Source organism: Lysinibacillus sp. GW821-FHT14F06, assembly GCF_058803665.1.
Map to the genome: position 1 here is coordinate 1 of NZ_JBXAPF010000032.1, position 21856 is coordinate 21856.

Annotated in this window: 26 protein-coding genes and 1 tRNA gene; 24 read left to right on the forward strand and 3 right to left on the reverse strand. The window is 36.8% G+C overall.

Features of this window, described 5'->3' with window-relative positions:
* Positions 1–142: 142 nt before the first annotated feature.
* Positions 143–1369 (forward strand): aspartate kinase, encoded by a 1227-nt coding sequence (locus AC1RNS_RS21095; protein ID WP_492995521.1) that lies wholly within the window; start codon positions 143–145, stop codon positions 1367–1369.
* Between the two features lie 134 nt (positions 1370–1503).
* Positions 1504–2763, forward strand: coding sequence for a methyl-accepting chemotaxis protein (locus AC1RNS_RS21100; RefSeq protein WP_492995522.1), 1260 nt, complete (start codon positions 1504–1506; stop codon positions 2761–2763).
* A gap of 47 nt (positions 2764–2810) precedes the next feature.
* Here AC1RNS_RS21100 and AC1RNS_RS21105 read toward each other — a convergent pair whose 3' ends face one another.
* Positions 2811–3245: a YslB family protein gene (locus AC1RNS_RS21105; protein ID WP_492995523.1), complete on the reverse strand. Its 435-nt coding sequence runs from the start codon at positions 3243–3245 to the stop codon at positions 2811–2813.
* 272 nt (positions 3246–3517) lie between these two features.
* Here AC1RNS_RS21105 and AC1RNS_RS21110 point away from each other — a divergent pair, with 272 nt between their 5' ends.
* The 13 genes from AC1RNS_RS21110 (at position 3518) to AC1RNS_RS21170 (ending at position 13827) form a co-directional block, all read left to right on the forward strand.
* Positions 3518–4126 (forward strand): succinate dehydrogenase cytochrome b558 subunit, encoded by a 609-nt coding sequence (locus tag AC1RNS_RS21110; protein WP_492995524.1) that lies wholly within the window; start codon positions 3518–3520, stop codon positions 4124–4126.
* Between the two features lie 66 nt (positions 4127–4192).
* Entirely contained in the window at positions 4193–5947 is a 1755-nt protein-coding gene (sdhA, locus tag AC1RNS_RS21115; RefSeq protein WP_492995526.1) for a succinate dehydrogenase flavoprotein subunit, read from the forward strand.
* A 5-nt stretch (positions 5948–5952) separates the two neighbouring features.
* A complete protein-coding gene (sdhB, locus tag AC1RNS_RS21120) occupies positions 5953–6732 on the forward strand; it encodes a succinate dehydrogenase iron-sulfur subunit (RefSeq protein ID WP_283869083.1) in 780 nt (259 codons plus the stop codon).
* 217 nt (positions 6733–6949) lie between these two features.
* Positions 6950–7408, forward strand: a complete 459-nt coding sequence (locus AC1RNS_RS21125; protein WP_492995528.1) for an acyl-CoA thioesterase — start codon at positions 6950–6952, stop codon at positions 7406–7408.
* A 220-nt stretch (positions 7409–7628) separates the two neighbouring features.
* On the forward strand, positions 7629–7850 hold the full coding sequence (locus AC1RNS_RS21130; protein ID WP_004226437.1) for a helix-turn-helix domain-containing protein: 222 nt from the start codon (positions 7629–7631) through the stop codon (positions 7848–7850).
* Positions 7851–7924: 74 nt separating this feature from the next.
* Positions 7925–8377, forward strand: a complete 453-nt coding sequence (locus AC1RNS_RS21135) for a MarR family winged helix-turn-helix transcriptional regulator (RefSeq protein WP_283869081.1) — start codon at positions 7925–7927, stop codon at positions 8375–8377.
* Between the two features lie 10 nt (positions 8378–8387).
* On the forward strand, positions 8388–9185 hold the full coding sequence (racE, locus tag AC1RNS_RS21140) for a glutamate racemase (RefSeq protein ID WP_492995531.1): 798 nt from the start codon (positions 8388–8390) through the stop codon (positions 9183–9185).
* A 129-nt stretch (positions 9186–9314) separates the two neighbouring features.
* On the forward strand, positions 9315–10064 hold the full coding sequence (gene rph, locus AC1RNS_RS21145) for a ribonuclease PH (RefSeq protein WP_492995593.1): 750 nt from the start codon (positions 9315–9317) through the stop codon (positions 10062–10064).
* A complete protein-coding gene (locus AC1RNS_RS21150; protein WP_492995532.1) occupies positions 10064–10657 on the forward strand; it encodes an XTP/dITP diphosphatase in 594 nt (197 codons plus the stop codon). Before rph ends, AC1RNS_RS21150 begins: the two co-directional genes overlap by 1 nt.
* 12 nt (positions 10658–10669) lie before the next feature.
* Positions 10670–11176: a metallophosphoesterase gene (locus AC1RNS_RS21155; protein ID WP_492995534.1), complete on the forward strand. Its 507-nt coding sequence runs from the start codon at positions 10670–10672 to the stop codon at positions 11174–11176.
* A 159-nt stretch (positions 11177–11335) separates the two neighbouring features.
* Positions 11336–12796 carry a protein adenylyltransferase SelO gene (locus AC1RNS_RS21160; RefSeq protein WP_492995535.1) on the forward strand — a complete coding sequence of 487 codons (1461 nt, stop codon included), beginning with the start codon at positions 11336–11338 and terminating at the stop codon, positions 12794–12796.
* A 110-nt stretch (positions 12797–12906) separates the two neighbouring features.
* Positions 12907–13071, forward strand: a complete 165-nt coding sequence (locus tag AC1RNS_RS21165) for a DUF2639 domain-containing protein (RefSeq protein WP_492995537.1) — start codon at positions 12907–12909, stop codon at positions 13069–13071.
* Between the two features lie 57 nt (positions 13072–13128).
* Positions 13129–13827 (forward strand): YqjF family protein, encoded by a 699-nt coding sequence (locus AC1RNS_RS21170; protein WP_492995538.1) that lies wholly within the window; start codon positions 13129–13131, stop codon positions 13825–13827.
* Positions 13828–13861: 34 nt separating this feature from the next.
* Here AC1RNS_RS21170 and AC1RNS_RS21175 read toward each other — a convergent pair whose 3' ends face one another.
* Together AC1RNS_RS21175 and AC1RNS_RS21180 are read right to left on the reverse strand one after the other, a co-directional pair.
* Entirely contained in the window at positions 13862–14482 is a 621-nt protein-coding gene (locus AC1RNS_RS21175; protein WP_492995595.1) for a hypothetical protein, read from the reverse strand.
* 111 nt (positions 14483–14593) lie between these two features.
* The gene (locus AC1RNS_RS21180) at positions 14594–15340 is read right to left on the reverse strand and encodes an SDR family NAD(P)-dependent oxidoreductase (protein WP_492995539.1); all 747 of its coding nucleotides are present in this window, start codon (positions 15338–15340) and stop codon (positions 14594–14596) included.
* Positions 15341–15559: 219 nt separating this feature from the next.
* Between AC1RNS_RS21180 and AC1RNS_RS21185 the strand changes: the two genes are divergently transcribed.
* From AC1RNS_RS21185 to AC1RNS_RS21225, 9 genes are all read left to right on the forward strand, one after another.
* Positions 15560–15633: transfer RNA gene (locus tag AC1RNS_RS21185), tRNA-Arg, on the forward strand.
* A gap of 166 nt (positions 15634–15799) precedes the next feature.
* The gene (locus AC1RNS_RS21190; RefSeq protein WP_492995540.1) at positions 15800–16777 is read left to right on the forward strand and encodes a tyrosine-type recombinase/integrase; all 978 of its coding nucleotides are present in this window, start codon (positions 15800–15802) and stop codon (positions 16775–16777) included.
* A gap of 239 nt (positions 16778–17016) precedes the next feature.
* Complete coding sequence (locus tag AC1RNS_RS21195) at positions 17017–17334, forward strand: hypothetical protein (protein WP_492995541.1); 318 nt, start codon at positions 17017–17019, stop codon at positions 17332–17334.
* Positions 17335–17419: 85 nt separating this feature from the next.
* Positions 17420–17731: a hypothetical protein gene (locus AC1RNS_RS21200; RefSeq protein WP_492995542.1), complete on the forward strand. Its 312-nt coding sequence runs from the start codon at positions 17420–17422 to the stop codon at positions 17729–17731.
* Between the two features lie 87 nt (positions 17732–17818).
* Positions 17819–18706, forward strand: a complete 888-nt coding sequence (locus AC1RNS_RS21205) for a hypothetical protein (RefSeq protein ID WP_492995543.1) — start codon at positions 17819–17821, stop codon at positions 18704–18706.
* 58 nt (positions 18707–18764) lie between these two features.
* Positions 18765–18887, forward strand: coding sequence for a hypothetical protein (locus tag AC1RNS_RS21210; RefSeq protein WP_492995545.1), 123 nt, complete (start codon positions 18765–18767; stop codon positions 18885–18887).
* Positions 18888–19154: 267 nt separating this feature from the next.
* On the forward strand, positions 19155–20162 hold the full coding sequence (locus AC1RNS_RS21215; RefSeq protein WP_492995546.1) for a DEAD/DEAH box helicase family protein: 1008 nt from the start codon (positions 19155–19157) through the stop codon (positions 20160–20162).
* Between the two features lie 57 nt (positions 20163–20219).
* Positions 20220–20633 (forward strand): hypothetical protein, encoded by a 414-nt coding sequence (locus AC1RNS_RS21220; protein WP_492995547.1) that lies wholly within the window; start codon positions 20220–20222, stop codon positions 20631–20633.
* A gap of 546 nt (positions 20634–21179) precedes the next feature.
* Positions 21180–21851, forward strand: coding sequence for a hypothetical protein (locus AC1RNS_RS21225; protein ID WP_492995549.1), 672 nt, complete (start codon positions 21180–21182; stop codon positions 21849–21851).
* Positions 21852–21856: the final 5 nt, after the last annotated feature.

Genomic DNA, 21856 nt, shown 5'->3' on the forward strand with positions numbered 1-21856 from the left:
TCTTTAGACATGGGCCAGTACCCCAGCGTTTCACGCGTAGAGCAAACCACCAGTTAGACTGGTGGTTCTGATTGTTTTCTAGCAGATACTCCGATTAGAAATGACGGTAAATTAGAGATAGATGAAAAGGAGAAGAATCAGGATGGCGAGAATTGTAATGAAATTTGGTGGCGCTGCATTAGCTTCAACTGCACACATTCATGAGGTTGCGAAAAAGGCGATTAATGAAAAAGAAAAAGGGCTTGATGTTGTAATTGTCACTGCAGCAATGGGGAGTTCAGCGAAAGAATTAACAAAAATGGCACGTGATTTATCTGATGATGCGTCTAAGCGTGAATTAGATGTGCTGCGTTCAACGAGCTCACAGTTATCAAGCGCCTTAGTGGCCATTGCCTTACAGGAAGAAGGCTATGAGGCAGTGTCGTTAACAGGCTGGCAGGCAGGTATTCAGACAGATGAAATGCATGTTAATGCACACATTGAGTATATAGATGATAGTCGATTAGAAGAGCATTTGGCCCAGAAGCAAATTATCGTAGTTGCTGGGGAGCAGGGTATTGATCATTTACAAAATATTACGACTCTTGGGAAAGGTGGAGCAGAAACGACAGCTGTGGCCATTGCGGCAGCATTAGATGCGGAGCGTGTGGATATTTACACGAACGTGGATGGCGTTTATACTGCTGATCCAAATAATGTAAAAGGTGCACAAAAGTTAAAGGAAATTTCCTATGATGAGATGTTAGAGTTATCGAATTTAGGTGTACATATCTTACATCCTCGAGCTGTAGAATTAGCAAAGAAGTTTCAAATACCAGTTATTATTCGATCATATGAAAAAGATACAGTAGGTACTTTATTGAAGGAGGAAGTGGAAATGGAAAAAAATTCGATTGTACGTGGTGTTGCCTATGAATCAGACGTTATTCGTTTAACGGTAGGTTATGAGGCTTATTCGGATGCTTCGTTGGCAGATATATTTACGATACTTGCAGATTATCGCATTAATGTGGATATCATCGTGCAAGCGATCATCGACGGTCTTAAACCAACTGTATCTTTCACGATTTTAAAAGAAGAGTTTGCAGAGACATTGCGCGTTCTAGAAGAAAGTAAACTATCGCTTGGGTTTAGCTTTGCTGATTTTGAAGTTGGCTTGGCAAAGGTATCTATTATCGGATCAGGGATGGCGTCTAATCCAGGCGTTGCTGCACGAATGTTTGACCGTTTACGAAATGAAGGCATCCCTGTTAAGATGGTCAGTACATCTGAAATAAAAGTGTCGGTTGTCGTGTCTCAAGATGACATGATTCATGCAGCTAATGCTTTACATGATGAATTTAATTTAGAGCAAGCACTTTATATGTAAGAATGAAAGGATGTGCCAATAGCCACATCCTTTTTATATATAGGTGTTTACATCAATTTAATGTTTTATCGAAATTGATTGTTATATAATAGAGAATGATTACATGTTTTACCAAGGAAGAGGTGAGTATTTGAATGGCATTATTTGGTCTATTTCAAAAGCCAATTGATGAAGGTGTAAAACAGTGCAATGATTCTGAAATACAATTACTGAAAAAACGAATTCTAGAATTGGAACTTGCACAGGAAAGTATTGATGTGAAAAATGCAATATTAGATTTTGTACTAGCGCATATGGAATTAATTAATTTTCAAACAGCTTTAAAGGTGCAGGGAGTGTCAACAAGTGTAGGGGATATTTCAGCAATGAGTGAAGAAATGTCGTCGAACACAGAAGAAATATTAGCGGTAGAACAAAATGTGAATGCAAACATTCAAGAAATCAAACTGCATTCTATCCAATTAGTGAAAGAGATGGAGTCATCGATTACAAAAGGTGAAATCGTTCAGGGGTTATTAATCCAGGGAGCTCATTCAACTGAGCAACTGAAAGATGAAATGAATAAAATGAATCACATAGGTAAAAGCGTAACAACGATTGCAGATCAAACACAACTGCTTGCGTTAAATGCCTCCATTGAAGCTGCACGTGCTGGTGAGCATGGAAAAGGTTTTAATGTTGTGGCTATGGAGGTAGGAAAGTTAGCCAATAGCTCCAAAGGTTCTTTAAAAGAAATGACTACAATCCGATCAGTCATTGATGAGAAATTACATTATACAATAACGAATATTGAACAGGTAGAACACTATTTCACCAATTTCTTAAGCAATATGAAAGACAATATTACGAATCTATCTATTACAAGTAAAAGTATTGAAGAGGTAGCGCATGGAGTCCACCAAATAACAGTTGCATCTGAGGAAAATGTAGTAGCGATTGATCGTTTGGCTGTCACAACAACAGAATTATCACATACTAGTGATTTCTCCGAGACGATTCAAAATCAAGTCACTGAAATGCTAAAAGCTATTGTACCAACCATTCGCAAACCTTCAGAGCAGACCATCATTAGTCAGTTAGCAGCAAGATTAATGGATCATGCAAGCTTTTTACGAAATACGATTCAAAAGGCAGGACAAAAGGATATTTTAAAAACACATCATCAATGTGCTTTTGGACAATGGTATTATAGACATTTTGAGCAGTATGATTATTTATCAGAGTATCGTCATATAGAGCAACCGCATGAATTCGTACATACTGCTGCTCAAAAATTAGTAAACGAACTGTCGATTGGTAATTTAGAGGAAATGATACAACACTCACTTAATATATTAGAAGCCTTTATTGCATTAATAGATATACTGTTAAAAGAAAGACATGCGCAACTATAAAAAAGGATTGTCATCCCATAAATAAAGAGAGGGATGCAATCCTTTTTTTACTCTGTTGGTATAGTATTCATAATTCTTTCTTTAACATCCCACTTCACAGTGAACATAACGTGCTCCTGTTTGATTCGTTTTTCGTCGTAGCACTCTGTTAAATAGCCTTTAGCTTGTTGAATTTGCTCAGCTATAAAACCGGCTTCCAATCTAAAGCAACGATGCCCAACTAATAACAGCTCTGGGTCATTTGTCAACTGGAATATACGCCCATCTTTTGTTTCCTTGATTAATTCAAGGGTACCCCAACAGGCATCTGCGAAAAATGCGATAAGTTCCTCTTGACTTTTACAAGGAAACTTCCTAGCAAGCTCTTTACCAGCCCAGTAAAGTACATCTTCTTCGTGTTTACCAAGAATAGAAGACAAAATATGATCACGGATAATCTCATAGCCAAACGATGAGATTGTAGGATATGGAGGGTTTAACATTGAAATCCTTCTTTCTTAGAATTTTCTTATAATTTAACGCCGATAAAGTAAAGATAGTTTTTTCGAGAAAAAATGATGCATCATGTACTAGATTAGTTCTTTAATGAGGACTATGAAAAACTCCAAGTTACCTTGACGCTCGTAGCTCTTGAGAGTACAATAAACATGTCATAATATTGTACCATGATGAAATACACAGTCAATGAAGTATCATTTACAAAATGATGACTTCTTTTGTTGTGCTATTTTAAGTACTAAGGGGGGTAACAGTCTTGTCGAAAGATCGAGAGTTTTTATGGCGTCGCTTACATTCTCTACTTGGGATCATTCCAGTAGGTCTGTTCTTAACGATGCACCTGTTCATTAACTTTACAGCAACAGGCGGAGCAGAAAGTTACAACGATGCTACCGCAGTAATGGAAAAGATTCCATTCCTTATCCTAGTTGAATGGATTGTCATCTATATTCCATTAATGTTCCACGCATTCTATGGTGTTTACATCGCATTCACTGCTACACCTAATACAGGACGTTTCAGCACATACCGTAACTGGATGTTCTCATTACAACGTTTTACGGGTGTATTCTTAGTGATCTTTATTGCATGGCATATTTTCCAAACTCGTATTCAAAAAGCGCTTGGTACACACGTTGATTACGATATGATGGCGAATATTGTTGCTAATCCAATCATGCTTGGATTCTACATCGTTGGTATTTTATCAGCAACTTTCCACTTATCAAACGGTCTATGGGCATTCCTAGTAAGCTGGGGTATTGTACAATCTCCTCAGTCTCAAAAGATTGCTACTTATGTAACAAACATTCTTTTCGTAATTCTAAGTGTAGTTGGTGTGGCTGCTATTTTAGCTTTCGTTTAATTTAATAGAAGCTACTATAGAGCACATGCAATCATTGCAATTTTTTAAGAGGAGTGAGAAATAATCATGGCGAAAAGCAAAATAATTGTTGTCGGCGGCGGTCTTGCTGGTCTGATGGCAACGATTAAAGCAGCTGAAGTTGGTACTGAAGTTGATTTATTCTCATTAGTTCCTGTAAAACGCTCACACTCTGTATGTGCGCAAGGCGGAATTAATGGTGCGGTAAATACAAAAGGTGAAGGGGATTCTCCTTGGATTCACTTTGATGATACAGTGTATGGTGGGGACTTCTTAGCTAACCAACCACCAGTTAAGGGTATGTGTGATGCGGCTCCTGGTATTATTCACTTAATGGACCGTATGGGTGTTATGTTCAACCGTACACCTGAAGGACTTCTTGATTTCCGTCGTTTTGGCGGTACTTTAATGCACCGTACTGCATTCTCAGGTGCAACAACTGGTCAACAATTACTATATGCACTAGATGAGCAAGTTCGTTCTCACGAAGTGGCTGGTTTAGTTAATAAATATGAGCACTGGGAATTCCTTGGTGTAATTATTGACGAAGATGGCGTTTGCCGTGGTATCGTTGCGCAAGATATGCGTACAGAAGAAATTAAATCATTCCGTGCAGACGCTGTTATTATGGCGACTGGAGGCCCTGGTATTATCTTCGGTAAAACAACAAACTCTGTCATTAACACAGGTTCTGCTGCTTCTATCGTTTACCAACAAGGTGCTTCTTATGCGAATGGTGAATTCATCCAAATTCACCCTACAGCGATTCCTGGAGATGACAAAAACCGTTTAATGTCAGAATCGGCTCGTGGTGAAGGTGGACGTATTTGGACTTATAAAGACGGTAAGCCTTGGTACTTCTTAGAAGAGAAATACCCAGCTTATGGTAACTTAGTACCACGTGATATTGCAACACGTGAAATTTTCGACGTTTGTGTAAACCAAAAACTTGGTATAAATGGCGAAAACATGGTATACCTAGATCTTTCTCATAAAGATCCACATGAATTAGACGTTAAACTTGGTGGTATCATCGAGATTTACGAAAAGTTCGTAGGGGATGACCCACGTAAATTACCTATGAAAATTTTCCCAGCAGTTCACTATTCAATGGGTGGATTATGGGTTGACTACAACCAAATGACTGAAATACCTGGTCTATTTGCAGCAGGTGAATGTGATTATTCTCAACATGGTGCAAACCGTCTTGGTGCGAACTCATTATTATCTGCTATTTATGGCGGTATGGTTGCTGGTCCTAACGCAGTAGACTACGTAAAACATCTTAAAAAGCATGCAGAAGACTTACCACAACAAATCTACGATGCTCGCGTTAAAGAAGAACAAGATAAGTGGGATGCTATCATGAAATTGGACGGCACGGAAAACGCTTACTTGCTTCATAAAGAGCTTGGTGAGATGATGACTGCTACGATGACAGTAGTACGTTATAACGACCAACTTGAAGATACATTAAAAAAATTAGATGAGCTTACTGAGCGTTGGAATAACATCAACATCAATGATACACAAAAATGGAGCAACCAAGGTGCACACTTTACACGTCAGCTTAAAAACATGTTAATTCTAGCGAAAGTAATGACACAAGGTGCATTATTGCGTAATGAATCTCGCGGTGCTCACTATAAACCAGATTTCCCGAACCGTGATGATGAAAACTTCTTAAAAACAACAATTGCGAAGTTTGATCCAACTACTGGTAATCCAATCATCACGTACCAAGAAGTCGACGTTTCTTTAATTCCACCACGTAAACGCGACTACTCTGCGAAAGGAGACTAAAAGTTATGCAAATCGCAGCAAATACTGGAAGAATGGTCAAAGTGGAAATTTTACGTCAAGATACTAAAGGCGGCAATAGCTACTGGCAAAAATTCCAAGTACCTTACCGTCATGGTATGAACGTAATTTCAATTTTAATGGAAATTCAAAAAAATCCTGTTACTGAAAATGGTGAAAATACTTCACCAGTAGCATGGGATATGAACTGTTTAGAAGAGGTTTGTGGTGCATGTTCAATGGTTATTAATGGTCGCCCACGTCAATCTTGTTCAACACTTGTTGACCAATTGACTGAGCCTATTAAACTAGAGCCTATGAAAACATTCCCTGTTATTCGTGACTTACAAGTTGACCGTGAACGTATGTTCAACGCACTGAAAAAAGTGAAAGCATGGGTGCCAATCGATGGTACTTATGATTTAGGTGAAGGTCCGCGTATGCCAGAAGGTAAACGTCAATGGGCTTATGAATTATCTAAATGTATGACTTGTGGTGTATGTATGGAAGCTTGTCCAAACGTGTCTGAAAAAGCTTCATTCATCGGACCAGCACCATTATCACAAGTACGTTTATTTAACACTCACCCAACTGGTGCGATGATTAAAGACCAACGTTTAAACGCAATTATGGGTGATGGAGGCCTTGCAAACTGTGGTAACTCTCAAAACTGTGTTGCTGCTTGTCCAAAAGGTATTCCTTTAACAACATCTATCGCATCATTAAACCGTGCAACTACAGTGCAAATGTTCCGTAACTTCTTCGGTTCTGACCACTTCGTTGACTAATTGTACAAGCTTTCTCTTAAGCCCCCTACACGGAAAGTGTAAGGGGTTTTTTCTATTCGAATTTTTTTAGCTAAGGAAATTTGTGAATAAAACAAGCAAATAGCTGAAATTTCTATGATAATATAATAATCTCCTTTATAATGAATGTATATTCATCTATCGATTCGCTAACTTCTTTAACAGATGGAGGCGAACTAATTTTAGGAGGATGGCTAAGATGAAAGCAAATTATATTGAAGATTTTCAGGAATGGACAAAGGATTTTTCATTTTATATCGAGGTACGTGTACGTTTTTCTGAAACAGATATGTACGGTCATATGAACAATACAGTCAGCTTTACATATTTTGAACAAGCACGAATTGATTATTTTCGCCACTTAGGGGTCCTAATGCCAGCTGCAATTGATGAGAATATTGAAGGAATTCCAATCGTAGCAGATTTGCAATGTGATTATGTAAAACAGGTTTTCTTCGATGATGTCCTAAAAATTTATACGAAGGTTGCGAAGGTAGGAAATTCATCATTAGATATTCATTATTTAGGGAAAAATCAAAGGGACGAGGTTTGTTTCACGGGTCGAGGTACAGTTGTGCAAATGGATCCACGCACTGGGAAAAGTGTATCTTTATCTGAAGAAGCAAGGAATCATCTAGCAAGCCTCTCCATACTCTAATATAAATCGTTATTTTATATTCGTGTGATAAGGAATTTATTTTGGAAGTGAACAACCTTTATTGTTCAGTAAGAGTCGTTTTCGATACATTCCATATATTTATGTCAGTAATTTTCGAAATTTTTAAGGAAACACGTCATATTCATGAAAATAGCCGTCACCGCTCTTCACTCCTTAACATAAGTTACAATACGTGCGGGGGAGGAGGGTGTAACTGAAAATGAATGGCTCTCATCATCGTTCTCTATTAACAAATCGAGAACGTGAAATATTTGCGCTTTTATTAGCTGAAAAAACAACGAGGGATATAGCAGAGCAACTTGGTATAAGTGAAAAAACAGTGCGAAATCACATTTCCAATACAATTCAAAAGCTAGGTGTAACGAATCGCTCTCAGGCGTTAATTGAGCTGTTACGCTTAGAAGAATTTAAATTAGACTAATGGACACTTGCTATTTCATGAAAAAAACGACAAAATAGAACTATTCAACGTATTTTTAGGAGTGAAATAGTTATATGTCGGATGAAGTAACAAAACACTCACCTGAAACCGTTGCAACGGTTGAAAAGGAATTACGCTATATAGCGGCCATTGTGAAGCAAAAGGGAAGAGAGATTGTTTCGCAATATGCGATTACGCCGCCACAATTTGTTGCATTACAGTGGTTAGAAGAACTTGGTGATATGACAATTGGCGACTTGTCAAACCGATTATACTTAGCTTTTAGTACAACAACAGATTTAGTGGACCGAATGGAGAAAAATGAATTAGTGAAACGAGTGCGTGACGAAAATGATCGTCGTGTCGTTGTTGTTCATCTTCTCGAGAAGGGCGAACGAATTATTCAAGAGGTTATTGAAAAAAGACAACAGTATTTGCAGGAAAAACTTGTAGGTTTTAATGAACAAGAAGTCGCACAATTATCAGGCTATCTACAAAGACTACATGTACACATGAAACAGGATTGAGGCGGAAAGTATGAATGCCCCGATAGGCGTTATTGATTCAGGAGTTGGCGGTTTAACCGTAGCAAAGGAAATTATGAAACGTTTGCCAAATGAAACGATTTACTACATTGGCGATACAGCAAGATGTCCATATGGTCCGAGAAGTCGACAGGAAGTACGGAATTTCACTTGGCAAATGGCAAAAGCACTTGAAAAAATGAATATTAAGATGCTTGTTATTGCTTGTAATACAGCGACTGCAGTAGCACTCGAAAGTTTACAAAGAAATATGCCTTTTCCGGTACTAGGCGTTATTAATGCTGGCGCACGTGCAGCTGTAAAGAAAACGAAGCGACATGAAGTCGTTGTGCTTGCAACAGAAGGAACCATTAAAAGCGGGGCGTATGAGGAAGCCTTACTATCACTCAATACGTCAACACATATTATTCCACTTGCTTGTCCTACATTTGTACCACTTGTTGAAAGTGGCGAATATAAAGGTGGATTTGCAAATAAGTTAATTGCTGAAGGCTTAAAGCCGTTGAAAAATGAACAATTTGACACGGTCATCTTAGGATGTACGCATTATCCAATATTGCAAAAACAAATTGAAGCTGTTGTCGGAGAAGATGTTTTCGTGCTGTCTTCTGCGGAGGAAACAGCAAAGGATGTTCAAGAAATGCTTGCGTATAATGGCACGTTGGCTGATTCAACTATTGTGCCTGCTCATAAATTTTACGCCACGGGATCTGTACCAATTTTCAGTTCGATTGCAGAAAATTGGCTTGAACAAGGTACTCTCAATATTAAACGTATTACATTAAAATAAAAATCAGCTTAGCGATGGGCTAGGCTGATTTTTGCCGTTTCTGGCATCGTACATAGGGAACCGTACACTTTTTTGAATGTTTAAAGTATGATAAGATGAGTGCGAAAGTTTTTAGGAGGAACGAAAATGATGACAAGATTTGATGGAAGAAATGCAGATGCACTGAGACCAGTAAAAATAGATAGTGAGTATTTATTACACCCAGAAGGCTCAGTTTTAATTCAAGTAGGTAATACGAAAGTGATTTGCACAGCAACAATTGAGGATAAGGTACCAGGATTTTTACGAGGACAGGGCAAAGGTTGGATTACGGCAGAATATTCAATGCTACCTCGTGCAACAGCACAGCGTACACCACGTGAGTCATCTCGAGGAAAGGTGAATGGTCGTACAATGGAAATCCAACGTTTAATCGGTCGTGCATTGCGTGCTATTGTTGACCTAGAGGCACTTGGTGAGCGAACAGTGTGGATTGATTGCGATGTTATTCAAGCAGACGGAGGGACACGTACAGCCTCTATTACAGGTGCATTTGTTGCAATGACACAGGCAATCGCTAAATTTGGTGCAGAAAAGCCTTTCGAAAAATTTCCCGTGACTGACTATTTAGCAGCAACTAGTGTTGGGATTGTTGAAGAACAGGGAGCAATATTAGACTTAAACTATGTAGAGGATGTTGATGCTGCTGTCGATATGAATATTGTGATGACAGGAGCAGGACAATTTGTTGAGCTTCAAGGAACTGGAGAAGAATCAACTTTTTCACGTGCACAGCTAAATGATTTACTAGCACTAGGTGAAAAGGGTATTCAAGAGTTAATTGCACTGCAAAAAGGGGCACTTGGTGAAATAGCAGATCAAATTGGAGGACAAAAGTAATGAAGCAAGTAGTAATAGCAACGAAGAATAAGGGAAAAGCAAAGGATTTCGAAGCTTTATTTGGTCCACTCGGCTATGAAGTGGTAACCATGTTTGATGTGGCACCAGAAATGGAAATAGAAGAAACGGGCACTACATTTGAGGAAAATGCGGTCTTAAAGGCAGAAGCATTAGCAAAAGAGCTTGGCACAATTGTTATTGCAGATGATAGCGGCTTAGCTGTTGATGTATTAAATGGAGAGCCAGGCGTTTATTCTGCACGATATGCAGGTGATCATGATGATGAAGCGAATATAGTCAAACTGCTAGAAAATTTAAAGAATGTTGAAGATGAAAATCGTACAGCACGCTTCTGCTGCTGTATTGCCATTGCAGGTCCAGATTTTAAAACAACTACAGTTTTTGGTACTTGTGAGGGTGTTATTGCCCTTGAAAAACGCGGTACAAATGGCTTTGGATATGACCCAATCTTCTACGTACCAAGCTTAGGTCGTATGATGGCTGAGTTATCACCAGAAGAAAAGGCTGCCATTTCTCACCGTGGAAATGCAATTCGTCAGTTGAAGGAACAATTGTCAAATCTTATAAAATAAGAGGTGATATCCATGCAGATACTAGTGATGAGCGATACTCACGGTGATAGCGGCGTGATTGAAAAGGTTCGAGGCTTTTACCCGAACATTGACATCTTGATTCATTGTGGAGATAGTGAGCTTCCTTTCTCCCATCACGTATTAGATGGCATGAAAAAAGTACGGGGTAATTGTGATATAGATCCTGCCTTTCCAGATGAAATAGTTATTGATTTTGGCGATATAAAAGTCTTTGCTACCCATGGTCATTTATTTAACGTAAAAAGCTCCATTCTATCATTGTCCTACCGAGCGAAAGAAGTGAACGCACGAATAGTTTGTTTCGGTCATTCTCATATGCTAGGAGCCGAGATGATTGATGATATTTTATTTTTAAATCCAGGGAGCTTATTAAAGCCACGTGGACGCCAAGAGAAGAGCTTTGCCGTTGTGGAGATTAATCAGACAGCTTTTAAAGTTGATTTCTTTACGGACGATCACCAGCTTTTAGACTCTTATACATTTATGCGAAATGAATAACAACAGTTGTAGAAATCCGCTTTATTTACATTGGTAAAGGCGGATTTTTTATTTGCAAGCGGCTTTATTTTTTGTGGGCTTTCTTAGTGGTAAAATTGACTATGAATTAATTTTAATGATTAAGAAAAAATAAATATAAAAAACAACAAAGGAGAGAACATGGAAAATATATTTGGATGGAATTTTGAAAATAGTTATGTCCAACTTGCTAGCATTTATTATACGGAACTAGCACTTAATCCTGTACGTGCCCCTAAGTTGGTAAAATTAAATGAAGCGGTTGCTACGTCATTAGGTTTAACGATAGAAACCTTATCCAATGAAGAAGCGGTGGCGATTTTTGCTGGAAACAAGGTTCCGACTGGAGGAAATCCCATTGCACAAGCCTATGCTGGTCATCAATTTGGTCATTTCAATATGTTAGGGGATGGTCGAGCACTGTTGCTTGGAGAGCAAATAACCCCGAATAATGAACGTTTTGATGTCGCGCTAAAAGGCTCAGGAAGAACGCCATTTTCTCGTGGTGGGGATGGTAGGGCAGCACTTGGACCAATGCTGCGTGAATATATAATGAGCGAAGCCATGTTTGCACTCGGTATTCCTACTTCACGAAGCTTGGCTGTTGTAACGACAGGTGAAACAATTCTCCGTGAATCCGAGCTTCCAGGTGCTGTTCTAACTCGTATAGCAAGCAGTCATTTGCGTGTAGGTACCTTCCAATTTGCAGCACAGTGGGGAACAGATGAGGAGCTTAAAATGTTGGCAGATTATACATTAGAGCGACATTTTCCAAATGCTAATCAGTCTAATAATCGTTATCTATACCTACTTCAGAAGGTTATCAGGAAGCAGGCCTCCCTTATTGCAAAATGGCAGTTAGTGGGCTTTATTCATGGTGTTATGAACACGGATAATATGACGATTAGTGGTGAAACGATTGATTATGGCCCCTGTGCATTTATGGATACCTATGACCCGGCGACAGTGTTCAGCTCCATCGATCGACAAGGTCGTTATGCATATGGCAACCAGCCCAATATAGGTGGCTGGAATTTAACACGCTTGGCTGAAACATTATTACCATTAATTCATGAAAATCAGGAAGAGGCAATAACCCTAGCTCAAGAAATATTGCAAAAGTATCCGCAATTGTATCATGATAACTGGCTAGCAGGTATGCGAGCAAAGCTTGGAATTTTTAATGAAGAAGAGCAGGATGTGCTTCTTATTGAAGAACTGTTAAAGCTGATGCAGCAATATCAAGCAGACTATACAAATACATTTATTGCATTAACCTTTGAAAGATGGGATGAATCACAGCTATTTAGCTCATCGGCATTTAAAGAGTGGCATTGTAAATGGCTTGAGCGATTAACTAGGCAATCGCAAACAAAGGAAATGTCTCAGCAATTAATGCGTAATCATAATCCAGCGATCATTCCACGAAATCATCGAGTGGAAGAAGCATTAGAAGCTGCAGTCGAGAATGGGGACTACAGTGTTATGGACAAATTATTAAAGGCCCTTGCGAAGCCGTTTGAGCATTCTAATGAGCAATTACAATACGCAACATTACCAGCACCATCTACACAGCCATATCGTACTTTTTGTGGCACATAAATGGAAAGCGAGGGGAGCTCCCTTCGTTTTTTTATTTTGTCAAAAGGTCACTTCGTAGAATCCAAGCGCATACCCTATGTATGAATAAATGCTAAAGGAGACTATATTAGATGCATAAATATTCAAAGGGTTGGTTTGTTAAAGAGCTACGTACACATGGATTTCTAGTACATCCACAATTAAAAAAACATTTAGGGCTTTTTAAAGAATCTGAGCTTCGCAATTTATATTATCGCTTTGTTGTAAATGAAACGCTAGAAACGGAACAAAAATAAAATGTTTGAACTACTCTTTTGTAGGAGAGAATTGATTCTACAGAAGGGAGTGATTGAATGTGGAACAAACCGTGGATTTTAACGCAAATATGGCAGGACGTATTGTTTTTGCATTGGCCTGTCCCTCCTCATATACTAGAGCAACATATCCCAATTGGTTTAAAATTAGATCTCTTTGAACAAAACGCTTGGCTTAGTATAGTGCTTTTTAAAGTAAAAGGACAACGACTACGAATGCTGCCACCATTTCCTGGAACTGATTCTTATGTACAGCTTAATATACGTACCTATGTGACGTATAGGGGGAAGAAAGGTATTTATTTTTTTACCTTAGATGTTTCAAATCACTTTGTTGCACAATTAGCTTCAATGGGCGGTTTAAAATATCGTTATGCAAAAATGGCACTACGACAAAAGGGGAATAACTATTCTTTTACAGGTCATAGTAACATCTTTAAGGAAAGAGCAAGAATTTCTTATAAACCATTACCTAGTGAAATTACTAGCAGCAATTTTGATAAATGGTTAGTAGAACGCTATTGCTCATGGACAAAATCGAATAATTTATTATTACGTATCGATATACATCATCTGCCTTGGCAGCTGCAAAAAGCACAGATCAATATTGAGCGCAATAAGCTAGCACCTTTTATAAACGAAATGCTCCAAAGGACTCAACCAATAGTCCATTTTGCAAAGTGCAGGAAGGCGAAAATTTTTCCACCTGTAATTGAGCAGAAAAACCAGATTTATTAACAAAAATCATTGTCAATAGATCTGGTATTTATTCCTAAAAGAGATAACAAAATTGTAGGACAATCGCTTGGGCAATCATATCTGACATAGCAAGTGCTTCAGCCTCAATTTCATCAAAAATATTTACATCTGTTTGATAATCTTTTTGTATCATGGTTATGGCTTCATTTTTCGTTAACGCTAAATGTGTGTAGAACATTTTTTGCACACCTTCTATACTTAGGTAAGGATTAATACTGTGTAAAAATATAGCAATTTCGTCTGCGTTCCGATACCATTCTTTTTCTTTAGCATCTCCTGTTTTAGCATCTCCCTTAGCAGCGGCAGTCACTAATTCTGCTGCTATAATAAGATGCTCTTTAATTAATGCAGCATAACGATCAGCAATAGTATCACCATAGAATGGACGTAGACAGTTTCCTAAGTCGGTCGCATTACGTAACAATCGTTGTTGCACAAAGGGAAGGTCAGGCAGATTAAAAACAATGCTGATAATTGTCATCCTCGTCCAATTAACGTGCTCCATCCAGAGAAGTCGATTCATTGCCATAAAATCAGATTCAGTTTTACTTATACAGCGCCGACAATCATTTGACCGTTTTAAAAAATGGCGAATTGGTGCCGTATAATGAGTGTATGGAGCGGGATACAGCATACTAAGAGTAAACCCTTGAGAATAAGGATACAATCATTCACTCCTTTTTATTTTTCTTACTACTGTAGAATACTCTTTTTAAGTTCCGAGTATGAAAGATGGCAAATTTGATTAATCTTCATACATCATTTTCTTTGTCATACCCCCATCGACAGTAAGATTGATGCCTGTTACAAAATTATTTGCAGGGTTTGTTAAATAGAGACAGGCTTGAGCAATATCTTCAGGAACACCTACACGTCCAGATAAATGCTGCGCATGATCCACATGACGAAGCTGCTGATAATCACCGGTTTCAATCCATCCTGGTGAAATACAATTAACGGTAATATGATCTGGACCTAATGACCGTGCTAAAGCATGCGTTAACGCGACAATTCCACCCTTTGTTGCCGCATAAGCCTCTGTTTCAGGCTCAGACATTTCAGCACGAGTAGAGGCCAGAGAAACAATCGCACCACCGTGCTCATGAGACCTCATCACTTTCGCAGCCTCCCTTGCACAGAAAAAGGCACTCGATAAATTAGATTGCATCATATCATTCCATTCCTTAAATGTTACGTCATATGGAGATTTATGTTGAAACTTACCCGCATTATTTATTAAAATATGAATAGTACCAAAATAATCAGAGGTCCTTTGCATTAACTGAATAATATCTTGTTCCTTTGTCACATCAGTATGAATAAAAAGCGCAGAATATCCTTGCTCTAGCAAATCGCACTCTACTTGCTGACCTAACTCTCTGTTCACATCAGCAATAACAACATGAGCACCCTGTCTCGCATACGCAAGCACAATGCCTTTACCAATGCCTTGTGCACCACCCGTGACAATAACTACTGATTCTTTAAACATAATCATACCTCCCGTTTTTGCTACTCATCATTTTAGCAAAAATAACGGTCATGACTAGAAAAAAGAACAGGCAAAGATTCATAATGTCACTCTTGAAATCATATAATAACCTCTATGAGGCAAACCTTGCCTTCAAAGTAAAATTAATGTTGACATTTCCCTCTAAAGTACATATAATAAATATTGTCCTTCATATGCAATATATAGAAACGACATCATGTCTCAGTAGCTCAGCTGGATAGAGCAACGGCCTTCTAAGCCGTCGGTCGGGGGTTCGAATCCCTCCTGGGACGTCAATAAATCAGTCACAAACCATTGATACAATTGGATTTGTGAGAAATTAGGGATTCGGTCGGGGCTTCGGTCACTGATGCAGAATTCCTTTTTTATTACCCGAAAAATTACGTGAATAGCGTACCGAAATTATCTTCCAATTCAATTGAATGGAGGATTTTTTTTATGACCAAAAAGTCGGGATTGTTTGATGTAGACTTTATATTAACGACACAGGAGCTTGCCGCTTCGGTTAAAGGTGAAAAGGTTAGGAGCTTCTCAAAAGGCTTTACAGAGGCGTTAGAAACGATTATCAAGCAAATGGAAGTGAGTGGTTACAGAGCAAGAACGCTAAAGGACTACAATACGGTATTAACGAATTTCGCTAAAAGTACAGTAGTAAAGTATTTAGATGATATTACAGTAGACACAATCTATTCATGGCTTAACGGAATGGCGGTCGTGAATCAAACGAAGCTCACACGTTTAAAGGTGCTGAAGTCGTTCCTAGGTAAGTGTTTAACAAATGGATGGCTAACGATAAACTTTTGGCAATCTATAAATGTGAAGGTTGATAAGAAGGTTAAAAAAGGTGCTAAGCCGAATGATATTGCAATTTTGGTTTCGTTGATTGATAAGAATACTTTTGTAGGATTAAGAGATGTTGCAGCGATACTGACGATGTATAAAACAGGGATTCGTATAAATACCTTGGGACAGCTAAAGGAGCATCACATTGACTTTGATAGTAAGACGCTTGTACTAGAAGGAGCTATCTTAAAGAATCACCAAATTTTAAAGCTTCCTATTGATGAACAATTGGTGGAGTTATTCAAAGTATTGATTCGATGCAATAATAACATTCGTAATCATTATAGTGAAAGCAATAGCAATTTGTTCATTTCGACTAAAGGAACAAGCCTTAATACCAAATCGACTAATAATGCTATCTCAAAACAATTGACTAAGTACGCTAAGCGATTCAAATTAGAAAATATTAATGCTCATGCTATCAGACGAGCGTATGCGAAGAGATTACATGACAAAGGAGCAAGTATAGCTATCATCTCAAAAGCTTTAGGTCATAGTGATTTGGCTGTCACGACTCAGTATTTGGATTTGGATGTTGAAGAGGTTGCAAAGGATTTGAGGGAGTATCTTTAATATAAAATCTGTAATTTTATTTTCTTGGAAAAGAAATTTATAAAATGGTTTACAAACTTAGAATAATAGAGTATTATTCAAATACACGAATTTTAGACCGAGAAAGTTGGTCTAAGTTCGTGTTTTGTAGTTTTAAGGGAAACTAAGTATTGTCTACACTTAGCAATGTTCGTGTTTGTGTTCAGAGTGCATAATTGCACTTTAAAATATTATTAATATATAAGGTGAGGTGAGAATAAATGACTGTAGAGTTCTATACTATTCCAAAAGAATGGTTTACTGATTTAGTAATCGAAAAGTTTCGAGCTTATGCAATTGTAGATGTAGAAAATAAGCTTCGTGAACTATCAGTTTCTGATACTAATGATGAGTTTATTGTTGAATTAATCGCAAAGTTAAACAAAGAGCGATTGTATTATTACAATACGCCTAAGCAAAAGCTATTAGACGAATTAGTCGTAAGTGCGAATGATCGTTATTATGAAGAAGATATGAATTACTCTAAACAAGTGTTCGATATGGTATTAGCGACGCATAGATTTGGTTCATATCATTAAGATTCGTTCACAAAAGAATGGATTAATTAAAATAAAAAACCTAGTAATTTGATTTTAATACTAGAAATAAAGTGAGGATAACAAAATGGATAGGAATAATGAAATAAACTTTGTAGAAAAGGAATTAATGATGATTCCTAATAGTAATTTTCTAAAAGATTTTACGGAGAGTTATCGTTCATGGTTATTAGAAAAATATAAAATGATGATCTTTGATAACTGTGACGATGATTTAATTGATGATCTAATGAGAGAAGCAGTTATGATCATGGATGCATCCGAAGAAGAGATTTTGAAAATGTTCTTTGAAGATGCTCAGGATAAGTATGCTGATGTGGATGAGGAAGTTTATCTCAGTCAGCTATTTGAAGCCGCAACATATTTACCAAAAAATTAAGGAGAAAGCTAAACTTTAATTTTGTAAAGTGGAGAGTAAAATCTCCATTTTACTTCAATAAATAAAACAGAGTAAAGGAAGATTTACATGGAAACTATCGTAGAAAATCAACGATTAGAAAGAATCATTATTAAACATCACTCAAAGAAGGTTCAGGATTATTTTAATTCTGCAACTTCCGATAGCGAAAAAGATAACCGAAGTAATGCAATTAAATTTTATGAAATCGGTGCTTGTGAGTTTGAAGACTTACCGATGGTTGAAGCAACTATTGGTAGAATAATTGGGGAATTTAAGAGAGCTGGTAATGGAGCATATAAAGGTGTTGAGGTGCTTTACCAAAATGTACTTGAAGCCGCATTTGCTTACTTTGTAGATAATCACGATCACTTTTATGTCCGAACAAAATTAGCATTTGCAGATGGTATTGATAAATATGAATTACATCGTAGAGAACAACATTATACATCTAGTAGTGTATTTTGGTTGCTAAAATTAGCGCATGATGATGTTCATAAACCGTACTATATGGTTAAGTATCATAAAGGAAAATATCTGGTATGGGAGCGATTTACGAATAAAGAGGAGCTTCGAAAATCATATGGTTTAAGTCGTAAGCAATTAGAATTAGCTCTTGAATTAGGTACATTTAAGTTCGAAGGAATTGATGCGCAAATTCAAATGGTTGAATCAAAAATTGCTTCATTCGAGGTACACCTAAAGTCTGCAAAAACTGATTTAGATGCTCTGATAAACTTCTTTAATCATTCAAATGATATAGAGAAAAAATCTTCTCTTAATCAATCAATTGTTGAGACTCGTCTCTTAATTAGTACTTACGAACAATTATTTGCTGAAGATAGAGCCTATAATGAGAAGGTTAAACATCTAAGAGGTATGTCAGCAATAAAACTCTGGAATGAAAAGGCTGCAGAGTTAAGGAATCTTTATAAATCTAATAAAAGTGTTTTATAGGATTTGGGTAGACTTAAAAATCTGAATGTTTTGAATAGAATGGGTGGGGGGCTAATGTATGCAAAAATTAGTTGAATATTGTGAGTATTTTAAAGATAACGGTAGCATGGAAGTGAAGAGAGCTTATGAGCCTGATGAAACGGTGTTTATATGGCACAAATACATCCTTGAATTTATTTAAGATTACATGGGTTTTCTTTTGAAAATTCATTGGATAAATACGTAATTTCGAATACAAAATATATCATTCATTTGGCAATTTTACCATCGGGTGATTTTGTGTATTACACAATTAATAAGAAAACAAATCAAAAGGCAAACTTTTCACAAGCATTTAAATTTGATTCATTAATGAATCAGTTTGCCAAACGAGGAATAATTTCTATTTAATTTAATTGGGGCTATATATTAGCCCCATAATTTTTTCGAAATAAAGGGGAAGTTTATAATGAATGTTACTGAATTAATACAACAAGATTATCTTGAATGGCAAAGAGGGGACATTATCACCATTTCTGCTGGCACAGGAAAAGGTAAAAGTCACTTCGTAAAAAATACACTTTATGATTATGCGAAAGAGAAAGGAAAGCAAATTTTGTTCTTTCTTCATCGATCCGGCACTTTGGAACAATTTGAAGCTGAAGTAGCTGCTGAAGGAAAATCTGATGTAATTGATTTAATCACTTACCAGAGCTTTGAGAAGGCAATTATTCGTCAAAATCAGCTTGATCTATGGATGTACGAATTTATTATTTGTGATGAATACCATTATTTCGGAAATGATTCTTCTTTCAATAAATTCACCGACTTATCTCTCAATGAAATTATCGAAGGAACAGATGAGCGAGTTGTAGTGCTTATGAGTGCTACAAATGATTTCATTAAAGAATATTTGCATAACCGCAAATCAATTACTCCACAAGAATACACTCTTTCAGCTAATTATGATTATGTTAAAACCTTAGAGTTTTTTGATGATGAACAGTTTTTAATTAATGGATTGAAAGAGCGAATAGCAAAAGGGGAGAAGGCTCTAATCTTTATTGAATCTGCTAATGATTGCTATGAGCTATATAAGCACTTTGAAGAACATAGTATGTTCATTTGCGGTAAAAGTCATAGAAATTATAAATATGTCGATGAGGAAAAGCGAGAGCAACTTTTAAAGAACCAACGCTTTGATGATCTATTCTTATTCACTACGCAAACGCTTGATGCAGGACTAAATATCATTGATGATGACCTGCACTTTATTATAGTAGATATAGCTGATCCTGATGTGCTGGTTCAGTGTGTAGGAAGAAAGCGTATAAGAGATACAGAAACTGATTATGTGCATCTTGCAGTGAAGAATCGTTCGAATGGGCGATTAGGATATGATAAAGGGAATTTAACCACTCGTATGAAACACGCCAAGTTTCTTGAGGAACATTCCCAAGGAGAATATGATCGATAATTTTATCGTGAACCTGATCCTTATCAGCTAGTTTACTATGAGCCGCTCCCTAATCAGTTGTATAAAATAGGTGTAAACCAACTTCTTTTTGATAGCTATAAGTATAAATATAAGCGACTTGAGGATATTCAAGAAATGGCTGGCGGGTATCGTCAATTTATTGTTGAGCTATTTGGAAAAGAGGGAAGCGTATCAATGGATGCTTATTTAGATTTGAACACTCGTACAGCATTAGAAGAAGGGTATACTGAGGGATTAATTTTTTATAGCAATGAGGAAAAGCGAGCTTTTGCTGAACAGTTGAACTTGAAATCAAATGGACGTTTAGTCACTAAACCAAAGAAAATTAATGAGCTACTTACAACTAAAGGAGCTTCTTATCGAATTTTTCCACATGAGGCTAAAAAGGAGGGAAAACGCTATAAAACTGCATGGAGAATTATTCAGATTAAAGAAAAGATGGTCGGTTAAATTTGTTGTGAGTGATATTATATACGGACACCAAAATTGACCAAACATGAAACTCGTCGAGGGGTTTGGGGACGGACGAAAAGCGTGTTTTTGAATTGATTTTTATCGAGAGCGTAGCGGGAGATAAAAACATTTCAAAAAACGCAGCGTCCCCAATATGTGATTTTCTAATGTAGGATGAAAATGTTGAGAGTGATATTATACACTGACACCAAATTTGACCATATGATCTCGTATGTTTTTTTTTCAATAGCAATCTTTAAGAATTAGTTGTCCTTATGAACATTTTAATGGAGTAAAAGCGTTTAGGAGAGGTGATATTTTGAAATTTTTATTTATATCTCCCATACATCGATTTAAAGTAGATAAAGTAATGAATAGAGGAAGATGCATATCATAAGGTATGTATATATCAAATGATAGAGATCAAATAAAGGATATTTGTGTCTGATAGATTAATTAGTGAAATTGTAATATCCTTGTAAGAGAGCGTAAAAACTTATATTAAAAGATTATTAAATTGAAGATTTGAAAGGGTGAAGAGTGATGCCTGTAGAATATATTCCTGCAATAATAACAGCCTCTGTAGCATTAATAGCGGCTGTTTTAGCGCAACTATTGAATAATCTGTTAACTGTTAGACGAGATAAAATAAGTTATTATAAATCAATTCATAAAGAATTAATTTCGAAATACTTAAGTTCATTATTAAAAAATGCTTATTTGTATAATCGTCCGGTTGAAGAAACAAACCTTCCGTTTAGTAGTCTACAAGATACGATAATTGAAATGGAGAAGGATTTACAACACTTCAATTCCACTTTGCAAGTAAATTACTCATACTATAGTGTGAATAGATTTTTAGATGGTGCAAATAGGAATGTTGAATTGAGATTAGAGTTTGAAATTGCATTTTATTTTATTCTGTATGCAAAAGAAGTATTCAAAAGAGCTAAAATTAAAACGGACGATGATTTTTTAACACAGCTAGATCACATAGCTAATAGGTATGCATATTTAGCAATTGGTACAGAAATCCAAGGTTATGCAACTACTAAGGATAATCTCATTGCTCTAAATCAATTCTTCCTTAACACATTGGATGACTATACATTGGATTATTATGAAGACATTATTGGAGATTATTATGGCTACAATGGAGAAGCTTTGGTTTCAAAAGTCAATTCTGAGATTCAAAGGTATCTAAATGGAGAGTAAATAAG

Coding starts and splice junctions, on each gene's coding strand:
- AC1RNS_RS21130 (WP_004226437.1), top strand. CDS start 7,629: ATGAATGGCTCTCATCATCGTTCTCTATTAACAAATCGAGAACGTGAA.
- AC1RNS_RS21205 (WP_492995543.1), top strand. CDS start 17,819: ATGGAAACTATCGTAGAAAATCAACGATTAGAAAGAATCATTATTAAA.
- AC1RNS_RS21210 (WP_492995545.1), top strand. CDS start 18,765: ATGCAAAAATTAGTTGAATATTGTGAGTATTTTAAAGATAACGGTAGC.
- AC1RNS_RS21155 (WP_492995534.1), top strand. CDS start 10,670: ATGCAGATACTAGTGATGAGCGATACTCACGGTGATAGCGGCGTGATT.
- AC1RNS_RS21190 (WP_492995540.1), top strand. CDS start 15,800: ATGACCAAAAAGTCGGGATTGTTTGATGTAGACTTTATATTAACGACA.
- AC1RNS_RS21160 (WP_492995535.1), top strand. CDS start 11,336: ATGGAAAATATATTTGGATGGAATTTTGAAAATAGTTATGTCCAACTT.
- AC1RNS_RS21170 (WP_492995538.1), top strand. CDS start 13,129: ATGTGGAACAAACCGTGGATTTTAACGCAAATATGGCAGGACGTATTG.
- AC1RNS_RS21125 (WP_492995528.1), top strand. CDS start 6,950: ATGAAAGCAAATTATATTGAAGATTTTCAGGAATGGACAAAGGATTTT.
- AC1RNS_RS21105 (WP_492995523.1), bottom strand. CDS start 3,245: ATGTTAAACCCTCCATATCCTACAATCTCATCGTTTGGCTATGAGATT.
- AC1RNS_RS21135 (WP_283869081.1), top strand. CDS start 7,925: ATGTCGGATGAAGTAACAAAACACTCACCTGAAACCGTTGCAACGGTT.
- AC1RNS_RS21100 (WP_492995522.1), top strand. CDS start 1,504: ATGGCATTATTTGGTCTATTTCAAAAGCCAATTGATGAAGGTGTAAAA.
- AC1RNS_RS21200 (WP_492995542.1), top strand. CDS start 17,420: ATGGATAGGAATAATGAAATAAACTTTGTAGAAAAGGAATTAATGATG.
- sdhB (WP_283869083.1), top strand. CDS start 5,953: ATGCAAATCGCAGCAAATACTGGAAGAATGGTCAAAGTGGAAATTTTA.
- AC1RNS_RS21175 (WP_492995595.1), bottom strand. CDS start 14,482: ATGCTGTATCCCGCTCCATACACTCATTATACGGCACCAATTCGCCAT.
- AC1RNS_RS21150 (WP_492995532.1), top strand. CDS start 10,064: ATGAAGCAAGTAGTAATAGCAACGAAGAATAAGGGAAAAGCAAAGGAT.
- AC1RNS_RS21165 (WP_492995537.1), top strand. CDS start 12,907: ATGCATAAATATTCAAAGGGTTGGTTTGTTAAAGAGCTACGTACACAT.
- racE (WP_492995531.1), top strand. CDS start 8,388: ATGAATGCCCCGATAGGCGTTATTGATTCAGGAGTTGGCGGTTTAACC.
- AC1RNS_RS21195 (WP_492995541.1), top strand. CDS start 17,017: ATGACTGTAGAGTTCTATACTATTCCAAAAGAATGGTTTACTGATTTA.
- AC1RNS_RS21215 (WP_492995546.1), top strand. CDS start 19,155: ATGAATGTTACTGAATTAATACAACAAGATTATCTTGAATGGCAAAGA.
- rph (WP_492995593.1), top strand. CDS start 9,315: ATGACAAGATTTGATGGAAGAAATGCAGATGCACTGAGACCAGTAAAA.
- AC1RNS_RS21180 (WP_492995539.1), bottom strand. CDS start 15,340: ATGTTTAAAGAATCAGTAGTTATTGTCACGGGTGGTGCACAAGGCATT.
- AC1RNS_RS21095 (WP_492995521.1), top strand. CDS start 143: ATGGCGAGAATTGTAATGAAATTTGGTGGCGCTGCATTAGCTTCAACT.
- AC1RNS_RS21225 (WP_492995549.1), top strand. CDS start 21,180: ATGCCTGTAGAATATATTCCTGCAATAATAACAGCCTCTGTAGCATTA.
- sdhA (WP_492995526.1), top strand. CDS start 4,193: ATGGCGAAAAGCAAAATAATTGTTGTCGGCGGCGGTCTTGCTGGTCTG.